We start from the raw sequence: 12,728 nt of genomic DNA, 5'->3' as shown, positions 1-12,728 counted from the left end.
GTTCTCCGTTGGGTAAGTCGTTGTTGTTTTTTGCTACATTATTTTAATTAGTGAATTCCAGTGACTGGCCTTCCGTTGATGCAAATATTTTCAGGTTCGACTCTGCAATAGTGATGTAATCCATGCAGTGTTCAACCACCTTATCAATATCCTCATCTGTGCGATCTGGATCATGGCTATATAGCGCTAATTGTTTTGCATTGCATGCGATGGCGAGCTTTACAGCTTCTTCAGCAATCGAATGACCCCACCCAGTTTTAGCCGGCATATCGGACATCATATATTGTGCATCATGAATAACAACGTCCGCGTTTCTAGCAAAATCAACAAATGTTAAAAAGTCCGTTTCTTTTTTATAGGGTGGGTAGAGTTCGTTGTCAGTAATGTAGGCGATTTTAATGCCTCTTTCTTCAATACTATAAGCGCTACCCTTGCCAGGGTGATTAATAGGTATTCTGCGAATGATGGCAGAACCGATTTCCCAAATATCTTGCTCGGGCGGGATAATGGTTAAATGAAGCTTAGACGGTAACGCACTGATAGGGACAGGGAACGATGAGCCTTCCATTTGTTTTAAGATTTGATCGTACTCGGGCAAGGTCGTTTGCCCAGGATAAATATAAATTTCCCTGTCTTTTTGAAAGATAGGGCTAAAGAATGGAAAACCTTGTATGTGATCCCAGTGGTTATGGCTGAGCAATAAGTGAATAGGGGTATCTTTTCTGCGAAGATTGTTCCCCAACAGTCTGATACCCGTTCCCGAATCAAGCACAATATCTGTGCCATCGGTTAATTCGATATGAACGCATGCGGTATTGCCACCATAGCGTGCATAGGCCTCTCCAGGAGTAGGAATAGAGCCCCTCACGCCGTAAAATGTTAACCGCATATGTTCACCGTTTTTATTCTTTTAGCTAACCACAATTGCTGTTATTGCAAAGCGCTATACAAGGTCAAATGCAAAATTACTAATATTTATCTTTCAATAATAGACAATGTTAAAGACTAACAACAAAGTCTTTAGCCGAATCTAAATCTAATAATTGCTTTTCACCTGTGCGGCGGTTTTTATACTCAATTTGTTGATTGTCGAGGTTTCTTTCGCCAATAACAATACTGTGAGGTATGCCAATTAATTCCATGTCATTAAACATTACACCAGGGCGTTCTTTGCGGTCGTCAAATAATACGTCTATACCCAACGCAATCAGTTGTTCGTATAGTGCCTCAGCCGCTTCTTTAATACGGTGAGATTTATGCATGTTCATTGGAATAAGTGCAATTTTAAATGGCGCGATAGGATCAGGCCACATGATGCCGTATTTATCATGGTTTTGTTCAATAGCCGCCGCAACAATACGTGAAACACCAATTCCATAACACCCCATGGTAAGTGTTTGGTGTTTACCCGTTTCGCTTAGTACACCACAATTCATCGCTTCTGAGTATTTGCTACCTAGTTGGAAAATATGGCCCACTTCAATTCCGCGCTTTATTTCAATGGTACCATTGCCGTCTGGCGAAGCATCACCAGCCACAATGTTACGTAAATCTGCTGTTTTTAAATCGACAGTCCAATTTGCATTTTTCGTGATTTGGCCATTTTCGCCTGCACCACAAGCAAAATCAGCAAGTGCTGCGGCACTAAAGTCGACATGCATTGGCAACGTAATATCATTAGGGTTAACGAAAGCAGGATAAGCGCCTAAGATTTCAGTGGCTTTTTCTTCACTTGCTATAACAAGCGGACTAGCTACGCCAGTGACTTTTTCCGCTTTAACATCGTTAAGCTCATGTTCTGCGCGCACTACTAATACAACCCACTGTTCAGTTGTGCTCTCTTCTTCCGTTTCGCCTTTAACAACATAAATGCTAAGTGCGCTATCTGAAGCTTTACCACTTACGACTTCTGCTGCTGCGCCTGAAGCTTGTTGTTTTTCTGGCATTGCCGTAGCCGCCATTTCAACGTTTGCGGCGTAGTCGCTGTCGCTTGCAAAGGCAATGGCATCTTCACCAGACTCGGCAAGTACGTGGAACTCATGAGAATGGTTTCCACCAATTGAGCCTGAGTCGGCAATAACTGCTCGGAAATCTAAGCCCATGCGATTAAAGATATTTCCATAGGCTTCATACATTGTTTGGTAAGTTTTATCTAAACACGTATCGTCTAAATGAAAGCTGTAAGCATCTTTCATGGTGAATTCACGACCACGCATAATGCCAAAACGAGGACGCACTTCATCACGGAATTTAGTTTGAATTTGATAAAGATTGATTGGCAGCTGTTTGTAACTACTGATTTCGTTTCTGACTAACGATGTGATCACTTCTTCATGTGTAGGACCTAGCACAAAGTCTCGCTGGTGGCGGTCTTTAATGCGCAGTAACTCTGGGCCATATTCTTCCCAACGGCCAGACTCTTCCCACAAATCAGCAGGTTGGACTACTGGCATTAACACTTCTACTCCGCCTGCTTTGTTCATTTCTTCACGAACGATGTTTGCCACTTTATTCAGTACGCGAAGCCCAGTTGGCAACCACGTATAAAGGCCTGAAGCCAGTTTTCTTATCATACCAGCACGTAACATTAACTGGTGGCTGATAACCTCAGCATCGGCCGGAGTTTCTTTCTGCGTGGCAAGTAAATATTGACTAGTGCGCATTCGAAGCGGTCTTCCTATAACTATGAAAAATACAATTGAGCGTATTCTAATTAACTGTGAGCAATAGTGCTACAACCACGTGCGACTAAAGCGTGTTAATCCCAATGACTTCAACCACACTATTTTTCACTGTGAAGGCAAAGTCATAATTATACAGTGCAGTATGGTAGGTCTTTTCATCACTTAATCGTTTATGACGATAAGCGGGGCGGGGATCTTGAGCCAGTACCGCCGTTAGCAATGTGGGTAGATCGGGGTGGTCTATCGCGGCTGCTTCGAGTATGTGCTGCACATTGGCGTTAATAGTTACATCGAGATGCGGAATGGGGGAGGCGTGGGTCAGTTCAGCAAGAGTATCAGATGCCTGAGGCAGTGAATCGGCATAAGGTAAATAAGGCTTAATATCGATAATTGGGGTGCCATCTAACAAATCTACTCCTTCAACATGCAAAATGAGTTCGTCATTAATGGCTTCGTAACCTAAATTCTTTACTGCAGACATGCCTATGCCATTGGGGCGGTGTGTACTTCTTGAAGCAAATACCCCAAGTGTTGCATTGCCGCCCAAGCGAGGGGCTTTAACAGTTGGTTTCCACCCCTTATCTATATTTTCGTGGAAAACGAATAGCAGCCACACATGGCTGAATACTTCCAACCCTTTAAAAACTCGAGGGTCATTAAATTCAGGCGCTAAAACGACTTGGCCTTTTGCCTTTGCTAAGTTGGGCTGTCGGGGAATTGCAAACTTTTGTTTAAACGGTGTCTTTATATGGCCGATGGGAGAAAGGGGAAACTGACACTGGTTCATTTGTGCAACGCGCTATTTGTAAAGTGAACTGTCATAAAATTCTCACATAGTTAAGGTAGAGTTCGGTTGCAAGTTTAAACGCTTGTACCAATTGCGGACACTTGGGGCAGCCGTATTTGGTTTCCCTGGACCCAATATATTTTTGGCCTGTTTTTACAGGCCGTTTTTATTTTGGCGTTTTAGAATTCAGTGAGTGTGTTTTCTTCGACGCTTCATCTCGCATTTCATTTAGTGCTTTTTCAAAGTAAGGGCACCCCAATTCATTGGCTTTGGCAATATTGTGAGTGTAAATTTTCTCTGCATCATCTTCGTTTTTCATATAGCGGGCAATATCTCGCTCGCGAATTAAATGCAGTAGAGGGTAGGGAGAGCGGTTGGTATAATTCGCTACGCTGTCTTTAGCTTCACCATCAAATTGATAGTCTGGGTGAAAACTGGCGAGTTGATAAACGCCACTGTACCCCCAATCAGATAGCATACGATCACATATCGCTAATACATCTAGGTAGTCGTCAAAGGAAGCTGTAGATGATGAAGGTGCGATGATAAGGGTAGTGGCAATATCGTCTTTCTCGTCTAATCGTTTACACTCATCGAAAAGCGAGGCAATAACATCGCCTGAATTCCCATTAACCACGACGCAGTGAATTTGGCCCGGTTGGCGTACAAAACCCGCAAAGGGGCAAAAGTTGTGGTTGATGACAATGTCATCAACCCAACGCATCGTGGCTTCTATAAGATGTGTATCGTTCACGATTTCAACTTAAGAGTGGTATTTTACGTAAGCTTCTAGGGTGTTTTCTATTAAGCTGGCCACTGTCATTGGGCCCACACCGCCAGGCACAGGGGTAATCCATCCAGCACGTTGTTTAGCAGGCTCAAAATCTACGTCGCCAACTAACGAACCGTCACTCACACGGTTAATACCTACATCAATAACAATAGCACCATGCTTAATCCAGTCACCAGGAATAAAGTTTGGTTTACCTACCGCGACCACAAGAAGGTCTGCACGACTTACATGAGCTTTTAAATCTTGTGTGAATTTATGACAGGTAGTAACAGTGCAACCGGCAAGTAAAAGCTCTAAGCTCATTGGTCGGCCTACGATGTTTGATGCACCCACGATAACTGCATCTAACCCTTTAACGGGGCGCTTAGTGGCCTCAATCATGGTCATGATACCTTTCGGAGTACACGGGCGAAGCGCGGGGATACGTTGTGCCAATCTTCCTATGTTATAAGGATGAAAGCCATCTACATCTTTATGCGGGTGAATGCGCTCTAACACTTTTTCTGCATTTAAACCGGCGGGTAGGGGCAGCTGTACTAAGATACCGTCTATTTCTTTGTCGTCATTTAATTGATCAACAAGTGCTAACAGTTCGCTTTCTGTTGTATCAGCGGGTAAATCAAAGGAACGAGATACAAAGCCAACTTCATCACACGCTTTACGCTTGTTAGAAACATAGACTTGAGAGGCAGCATCGCTACCGACTAACACAACGGCTAATCCAGGTTGACGTTTCTTTGCATCAATAAGTGAATCGACATAGGAAGCAACATGCTGGCGTACTTGTTTGGCAATTAATTTGCCGTCAATTAAATGAGCTGTCATAGAAGTGATTATAATGTGTGGTCATTAAGTGCTAATTATTGTTTCATAAAACAGCATGTGGCGACCAGTAGAAACACACAAATAGTGTAAATCGCAAAAAATTTTGAATAAATGGCAACTACATAAGGTAAATTTCGATAAATAATGAAATTGTTTATCGTAGGGACATAAGTGTTCTACCTCTAGGTTTGTATTTAATGGTCGGTCTATTGGATAGAATCAGTTTGAAAAATACCCAAAGTGCTCAAAAAAGCACATTTATGCGCGGTTTGTGAGCGGTTGAATATTTTATTTAAAAAAGTGTTTGACGAGGTGGGGTCTTGTCAGTAATATTCGCACCCCGTAACGGCACAGACGCAAATTGCTTCAAACGTATCGTTACACAGTCGGTGAGTGGCGCAGCTTGGTAGCGCACTTGTTTTGGGTACAAGGGGTCGTAGGTTCAAATCCTATCTCACCGACCATTTTTTGCAAGCGAAGATTCGCCGAGCGTCCGTAGCTCAGCTGGATAGAGCAACGGCCTTCTAAGCCGTGGGTCGCAGGTTCGAATCCTGCCGGACGCGCCATGCGAGTCAGGTAGGACCTGATTCGGATTAGTCGAATCTTTAAAGGTAAACATGTACTATCAATTCAACATGTTTATTTATTGCAAGCACCTCAGTGGTGGGCGTAGCTCAGTTGGTAGAGCCCCGGATTGTGATTCCGGTTGTCGTGGGTTCGAGCCCCATCGTCCACCCCACTTTTTCGCGGGAGTGGTGGAATTGGTAGACACGCTGGATTTAGGTTCCAGTGCTTCACGGCGTGAGAGTTCAAGTCTCTCCTTCCGCACCATGTTTTAGGCTTTTTTCACAAAAGCTGTTTAAAGCGCTGTTGTAAGTGCTTTTTAAGTGTTTTGTTAAGTATTATTGTCGGTGAGTGGCGCAGCTTGGTAGCGCACTTGTTTTGGGTACAAGGGGTCGTAGGTTCAAATCCTATCTCACCGACCATTTACTCTATCCTCGTTATATTTTCCTTATTAAATTCCTTATTTCTATCTGTTTGCACACTTATCATTCAAAAGCGTGTTACAAACTTGTGTTTCCCTCTCGACTCTCGTTCTCTGCGACTGTATACTACGGCGTCTTTTTTTAACTCGTATGTTTGTAACAAATACGCGATTAACACAGTATTGTGTGGTGTTTTGTTAGTGCAAACGTCGGAAACGACCTCTACCCCGGTGTGATATGCCATTTAGGCACGACGGGAGAGGGGATTGAGAACAAAGCGCTTAAATAGGCGTAAAGTTGAGGTAATATAATGCAAGTTTCAGTCGAGACGACCCAGGGTTTAGAACGCCGTCTTACTATCACCGTTCCAGCTGACGCTATTGATTCAGCTGTTAAATCTCGCCTACAGCAATTGGCGAAAACGCAACGAATCAACGGTTTCCGCCCAGGCAAGGTACCAGTAAGCGTAATCAAAAAGCGTTTCGGCCAAGCAGTGCGTCAAGAAATTGCTGGTGATGTAATGCAGCAAAACTTCTATCAGGCTATCGTTCAAGAAAAAATTCAACCAGCTGGTATGCCTAATTTCGAATTGACTAAAGATGAAGATGGTCAGGATTTGGAATTTGTTGCTTCTTTTGAAGTGTATCCAGAAGTAGAAGTTAAAGGCATCAACGATATTGAAATCGAAAAGCCAGTAGTAGAAATTACTGACGAAGATCTTGATAACATGATGGTAACGCTACAGAAGCAACACGCTTCTTGGAAAGAAGTTAAACGTAAAGCGAAGAAAGACGATAAAGTTGTTATCGATTTCGTTGGTTCTATCGACGGTGAAGAATTTGAAGGCGGAAAAGCTGAAGATTTCGAACTTGAACTAGGTCAAGATCGCATGATCCCAGGTTTCGAAAAGCCACTAGTTGGCGCGAAAGCGGGCGAAGAAGTAACAGTAGAAGTTGCTTTCCCTGAGGATTACCACGCAGAAAACCTTAAAGGTAAAGACGCGGTATTCCAAGTAACAGTGAAAAAAGTAGAAGGCCAGTCACTTCCTAAAGTTGACGAAGAGTTTGCTACTTTGTTCGGTGTTCAGGAAGGTGGTGTTGACGCGCTTAAAGCTGAAGTTCGTAAGAACATGCAGCGCGAGCTAGATCAAACACTTAAAACTCAGGTTAAAGAAGACGTTATTGCTAAATTGGTTGACGCTAATGAGCTTGATATTCCTCAAGCACTTATCGACCAAGAAGTTAACGCTTTACGTGAACAAGCTAAACAGCGTTTCAGCCAACAGGGCGGTGGTCAAAACCTTCCTGAGTTGCCTGCTGAATTATTTACTGATAATGCCAAGCGTCGTGTTTCAATTGGGCTATTATTAGGTGAAGTAATTAAGCAAAACGAACTTAAAGCTGACGAAGCAAAAGTAAACGAGATGATCGAAACTGCTGCTTCAGCGTATGAAGACCCTCAAGAAGTTGTAGAATACTACAACAACAACCAAGAGCTTATGCAGCAAATGCAAAATGTTGCATTAGAAGAGCAGGCGGTTGAGTGGGTACTTGAGCAAGCTAAAGTTACCGAAGTAACTAAAGCTTTTGACGAGGTTATGAACAAACAGGCGTAATTTTTTACTGTCTGATTGACTTCACCTGTCAGCAACTGCTTAAATGCTCGGAGCCTTCCGAGCATTTTTGTTTTTAACGCTAGATAATCAAGGTAGCTATGACTAATACCCCATTTGATCCAATGAATGCACTTGTTCCAATGGTAGTTGAACAAACTTCCAAAGGTGAACGTTCGTACGACATCTATTCTCGTCTACTAAAAGAAAATGTTATTTTCTTAGTAGGGCAGGTAGAAGACCACATGGCCAACCTGATTGTGGCTCAAATGCTATTTTTGGAAGCTGAAAATCCAGAAAAAGACATTTTTCTTTATATCAATTCACCTGGCGGTTCTGTAACTGCGGGTATGGCAATTTATGACACCATGAATTTCATCAAGCCAGACGTAAGCACGGTATGTGTAGGTCAAGCGGCTAGCATGGGTGCATTTTTGTTGTCTGGTGGTGCTAAAGGTAAGCGTTACTGTTTACCAAACTCTCGTGTGATGATTCACCAACCTTTAGGTGGTTTCCAAGGTCAAGCATCAGATTTTGAAATTCATGCGAAAGAAATCCTGTCTATTAAAGAGAAGTTGAACCGCCTAATGGCGCAACACACGGGACAAGATTACGAGAAAGTTGCCCACGATACTGATCGTGACAACTTCCTTAGTGCAACTGAAGCCAAAGAATACGGCTTGATCGACCAAGTTATGACAAATCGATCTGACGCGGCTGTAACTAAGTAGTATAGTTATATATAGTAGACCTGAACTAGTGCTAGGCACGATTTGGTTTTCGGTTCAGGCAAGGCAGAGGCAATTGTAATGAGTGATAAACAAAGCGGTGACGGTGATAACAAGTTACTGTACTGCTCGTTTTGTGGCAAAAGCCAACACGAAGTAAGAAAGTTAATAGCAGGCCCGTCGGTGTTTATTTGCGACGAGTGTGTTGAGTTATGTAACGATATCATTCGCGAAGAAATCAAGGAAATCGCGCCTAAGCAAAAGCAGGATGCTTTACCAAAGCCAAATGAAATCCATGCACACTTAGATGACTACGTTATTGGTCAAGAGCATGCCAAAAAAGTATTGTCTGTAGCGGTATATAACCACTACAAACGTTTACGTAATGGTGATGTGCACGATGGTGTGGAACTTGGTAAAAGTAACATCCTACTTATCGGGCCAACGGGTAGTGGTAAAACATTACTAGCGGAAACCCTTGCACGTTTGCTAGACGTTCCGTTCACAATGGCAGATGCAACCACATTAACCGAAGCTGGTTATGTGGGTGAGGATGTTGAAAACATCATTCAAAAGCTTCTGCAAAAATGTGATTACGATGTAGAAAAAGCCCAACGCGGTATTGTTTACATTGATGAAATTGATAAAATTTCGCGTAAATCAGATAACCCATCTATTACCCGTGATGTATCGGGTGAAGGTGTACAGCAAGCATTGCTTAAGCTTATTGAAGGTACTGTTGCTTCCGTTCCTCCGCAAGGTGGCCGTAAGCATCCACAGCAAGAATTTTTGCAGGTAGATACCTCTAAGATTCTCTTTATCTGTGGTGGTGCGTTCGCAGGACTTGATAAGGTTATTGAACAACGTGCACAAAAGGGCACGGGTATTGGATTCGGTGCGGCTGTTAAGTCTAAATCTGAAAACACCGCGCAAATAAGCGAGTTGTTCAAGCAAGTAGAGCCACAAGACTTGGTTAAATACGGATTAATTCCTGAATTTATCGGTCGTCTACCTGTGGTGACTAGCCTTGAAGAATTGAATGAAGAAGCCTTGATTCAAATTCTTAAAGAGCCTAAGAATGCGATTACGAAGCAGTACTCAGCATTATTTGATATGGAAGATGTGGAACTTGAGTTCCGTGACGACGCACTGCATGCTATCGCTAAAAAGGCGATGGATCGTAAAACGGGTGCCCGTGGTCTTCGTTCAATTGTTGAAGCAGTTCTGCTTGATACCATGTACGAATTACCGTCTGCGGTAGACGTAAGCAAAGTAGTTATTGATGAAACCGTTATTCGCGGCGAGTCTAAGCCTATCTTGATTTACGATAATACAGATAAAAAAGCAGCCTCTGAGTAGGTAGCTTTGCTTTCTAGAAAAGGTCCTTCGGGGCCTTTTTTGTTTTCTAAAAGCCTATAAATATTTTTTGCGTTAGGGTTTGTTAACCTCGAGCTTACTTTCACCCCCATCCCACCCTTAACCTCAATATTCGAGATCATTCACTTCAAAGCCATAAAAATAATATTCAAATATTACGCTTTTCTGTATGGCTAAAATTAGCGTTTTTTCACCTTTCAAAAAACAACTTGCTGGTTATTTAAGCAAACAAACCCGTTTAACCTATCCTTTCTGATAGATTCGGCAACAAACTATTGCCATACGGTCTAAAATCGATAATGGTAAAGAAAAGCAGGGAAAGCAGCGAATTTACGTACATTAAGAATGTTTTATTTGAACTTTGCGCTAGCATCCCCATATCAATCGACAATGCTAACTAATAGAGAACACGTATGACAGTTGAGCGAGAAAATCGCATTGAAATTCCTGTGCTTGCCTTAAGGGACGTGGTTGTTTATCCGCATATGGTCATACCCTTATTCGTAGGGCGAGAAAAATCGATCCGTTGTCTTGAAGCGGCAATGGAAAACGAGAAACAGATTTTCTTAGTAGCCCAGAAAGACGCAGGTGTGGATGAACCTGATGCCGATGACATTTATACCGTTGGTACTATTGCCACTATTCTTCAACTTTTAAAACTTCCTGACGGCACGGTAAAAGTGTTAGTTGAAGGGAGTGTGCGTGGTGAAGTTGAAGGTTACGAGCAATCAGAGCCATTCTTTGTAGCTAACGTAAATAAAATTGAAGACGGTGCTATTGATGAGAGCGAGCAAGAAGTGCTTATTCGCTCTGCGGTATCGCAGTTTGAAGGTTACGTTAAGCTAAACAAAAAAATACCGCCAGAGGTACTTACTTCGCTAAATGGTATCGAAGATGCTGCACGCTTAGCAGATACCATGGCTGCGCACATGCCGCTTAAACTCACCGAAAAACAAAAAGTGCTAGAAATGAAAGGGGTGAATGAACGCCTTGAGTATTTAATGGCCTTGATGGAAGGTGAAATCGATTTGCTACAGGTTGAGAAGAAAATTCGCACCCGTGTTAAAAAGCAAATGGAAAAAAGCCAGCGTGAGTACTATTTGAATGAGCAAATGAAAGCCATTCAAAAAGAGCTCGGTGAACTTGATGATGCACCGGATGAATTTGAAGCGTTAGCGAAGAAAATCGAAGACGCCAAAATGCCGCAAGAAGCGTTGGACAAAGCTAAGTCTGAGTTGCAAAAGCTTAAGATGATGTCGCCCATGTCGGCAGAAGCTACCGTATTGCGCAGCTACATTGAGTGGCTAACCAACGTACCGTGGAATAAGCGTTCACCAGTGAAGAAAGATTTATCTCGCGCTGAAGTGGTTCTAAATGAAGATCATTACGGGTTAGAGAAAGTCAAAGAACGCATTCTAGAATACCTTGCGGTACAACAGCGTGTTAAAAAGCTGAAAGGACCCATCTTGTGTCTTGTAGGGCCTCCTGGTGTGGGTAAAACCTCTTTGGGCCAATCGGTTGCGAAAGCGACAGGGCGCAAGTATGTACGTATGGCATTAGGCGGCGTGCGTGATGAAGCTGAAATTCGTGGACATAGACGTACTTACATAGGCTCATTACCTGGAAAATTAGTGCAGAAAATGGCAAAAGTTGGAGTTAAAAACCCACTTTTCCTATTAGATGAGATTGATAAAATGTCGTCTGATATGCGTGGCGACCCAGCATCTGCGTTACTTGAAGTGCTTGACCCAGAACAGAACAATAGTTTCAGTGACCACTATTTAGAAGTGGACTACGATTTATCTGATGTGATGTTTGTGGCGACCTCGAATAGCATGAATATTCCAGGCCCATTACTAGACCGTATGGAAGTTATTCGTCTTTCTGGTTATACCGAAGATGAGAAGCTAAACATCGCAACACGTCACTTAATCAGTAAGCAAATGGAACGTAACGGACTTAAGTCTAAAGAGCTTGAGATTACCGAATCTGCCATTATCGGCATGATTCGTTACTACACCCGTGAAGCAGGCGTTCGTAGCTTAGAACGTGAAATTTCTAAGGTATGTCGTAAAGCCGTTAAAGATATCTTGCTGACTAAGAGCAAAGATAAAGTGTCAGTGACTCAAGACAATCTTAAAGATTACTTAGGTGTACAACGCTTCGATTACGGTAAAGCAGATAAAGACAATCAAATTGGTCAAGTTACCGGATTAGCGTGGACACAGGTAGGCGGTGATTTACTGACTATCGAAACCACCTCAGTGCCAGGTAAAGGCAAGATGACATCAACCGGTTCGCTTGGTGATGTTATGCAGGAATCTATCAAAGCTGCAATGACGGTTGTGCGTAGTCGCGCTGAAAAGCTTCGTATTAACGAAGATTTTTATGAAAAGCGCGATATTCACGTGCATGTGCCTGAAGGTGCTACACCTAAAGATGGCCCAAGTGCGGGTATCGCAATGTGTACAGCTTTGGTGTCATCGTTAACAGGTAACCCCGTTAAATGCGATGTGGCCATGACCGGTGAAATAACACTGCGTGGTGAAGTGTTGGCCATTGGTGGTTTGAAAGAAAAGCTACTAGCCGCACACCGTGGTGGAATTAAAACGGTGGTTATTCCAGCAGAAAATGAACGTGATCTGGAAGAAATTCCAGAAAACGTGAAAAAAGATTTATCAATTCACCCTGTAAAGTGGATTGATGATGTGCTTGATATTGCACTTCAAGAGCCAGTAGAGTCTTTTGAGGTTGCAACTAAAAGCTAAAATGGTTGGCTGCATGTCCTAATTTTAAAGGCTTGCAGCCTTAAATTTGCAATAATTGATTAAAAAGTGTGCATACCTTCGCCAATTCGCCTATTTTTTTCAAAATAGGGCTTTCTTGTCGCAAGAGTTGTGTTACCTTTAATTTGTATTCGCTTGAAGCCTTGCCAC

9 protein-coding genes and 5 tRNA genes are annotated in these 12,728 nt (G+C 42.7%); 9 read left to right on the top strand and 5 right to left on the bottom strand.

Annotated elements, in window-relative coordinates; all coding sequences use genetic code 11:
- Positions 1-43 precede the first annotated feature (43 nt).
- The 5 genes from KYS23_RS14460 to folD all read right to left on the bottom strand — a co-directional run bounded on the left by KYS23_RS14460 (position 44) and on the right by folD (position 5,089).
- The gene (locus KYS23_RS14460) at positions 44-889 is read right to left on the bottom strand and encodes an MBL fold metallo-hydrolase (RefSeq protein WP_218396017.1); all 846 of its coding nucleotides are present in this window, start codon (positions 887-889) and stop codon (positions 44-46) included.
- 109 nt (positions 890-998) lie between these two features.
- On the bottom strand, positions 999-2,663 hold the full coding sequence (locus tag KYS23_RS14455; protein WP_218419156.1) for a proline--tRNA ligase: 1,665 nt from the start codon (positions 2,661-2,663) through the stop codon (positions 999-1,001).
- Positions 2,664-2,748: 85 nt separating this feature from the next.
- The gene (gene tsaA, locus KYS23_RS14450; protein ID WP_218419155.1) at positions 2,749-3,471 is read right to left on the bottom strand and encodes a tRNA (N6-threonylcarbamoyladenosine(37)-N6)-methyltransferase TrmO; all 723 of its coding nucleotides are present in this window, start codon (positions 3,469-3,471) and stop codon (positions 2,749-2,751) included.
- Positions 3,472-3,637: 166 nt separating this feature from the next.
- Positions 3,638-4,225: a DUF1415 domain-containing protein gene (locus KYS23_RS14445; RefSeq protein ID WP_201299270.1), complete on the bottom strand. Its 588-nt coding sequence runs from the start codon at positions 4,223-4,225 to the stop codon at positions 3,638-3,640.
- A gap of 9 nt (positions 4,226-4,234) precedes the next feature.
- Complete coding sequence (gene folD, locus KYS23_RS14440) at positions 4,235-5,089, bottom strand: bifunctional methylenetetrahydrofolate dehydrogenase/methenyltetrahydrofolate cyclohydrolase FolD (RefSeq protein ID WP_159532161.1); 855 nt, start codon at positions 5,087-5,089, stop codon at positions 4,235-4,237.
- A gap of 387 nt (positions 5,090-5,476) precedes the next feature.
- Here folD and KYS23_RS14435 point away from each other — a divergent pair.
- From KYS23_RS14435 to lon, 9 genes are all read left to right on the top strand, one after another.
- Positions 5,477-5,553: transfer RNA gene (locus KYS23_RS14435), tRNA-Pro, on the top strand.
- Positions 5,554-5,578: 25 nt separating this feature from the next.
- Positions 5,579-5,655, top strand: a tRNA-Arg gene (locus tag KYS23_RS14430).
- 97 nt (positions 5,656-5,752) lie between these two features.
- Positions 5,753-5,828, top strand: a tRNA-His gene (locus KYS23_RS14425).
- A 7-nt stretch (positions 5,829-5,835) separates the two neighbouring features.
- A tRNA-Leu gene (locus KYS23_RS14420) sits at positions 5,836-5,920 on the top strand.
- Positions 5,921-5,998: 78 nt separating this feature from the next.
- Positions 5,999-6,075 (top strand) — tRNA-Pro (locus KYS23_RS14415).
- A gap of 310 nt (positions 6,076-6,385) precedes the next feature.
- A complete protein-coding gene (tig, locus tag KYS23_RS14410; RefSeq protein ID WP_013783303.1) occupies positions 6,386-7,690 on the top strand; it encodes a trigger factor in 1,305 nt (434 codons plus the stop codon).
- Positions 7,691-7,788: 98 nt separating this feature from the next.
- Complete coding sequence (clpP, locus tag KYS23_RS14405; RefSeq protein ID WP_159532159.1) at positions 7,789-8,418, top strand: ATP-dependent Clp endopeptidase proteolytic subunit ClpP; 630 nt, start codon at positions 7,789-7,791, stop codon at positions 8,416-8,418.
- A 78-nt stretch (positions 8,419-8,496) separates the two neighbouring features.
- On the top strand, positions 8,497-9,774 hold the full coding sequence (gene clpX / locus KYS23_RS14400) for an ATP-dependent protease ATP-binding subunit ClpX (RefSeq protein ID WP_057790625.1): 1,278 nt from the start codon (positions 8,497-8,499) through the stop codon (positions 9,772-9,774).
- Between the two features lie 431 nt (positions 9,775-10,205).
- Positions 10,206-12,560 (top strand): endopeptidase La, encoded by a 2,355-nt coding sequence (gene lon / locus KYS23_RS14395; RefSeq protein ID WP_013783306.1) that lies wholly within the window; start codon positions 10,206-10,208, stop codon positions 12,558-12,560.
- Positions 12,561-12,728 lie beyond the last annotated feature (168 nt).

It is taken from the genome of Alteromonas lipotrueae (assembly GCF_019249255.1).
GTDB lineage: Bacteria > Pseudomonadota > Gammaproteobacteria > Enterobacterales > Alteromonadaceae > Alteromonas > Alteromonas lipotrueae.
Note: the sequence above shows the minus strand (reverse complement) of the source record. Positions and strands in the feature narration are given on the sequence as shown.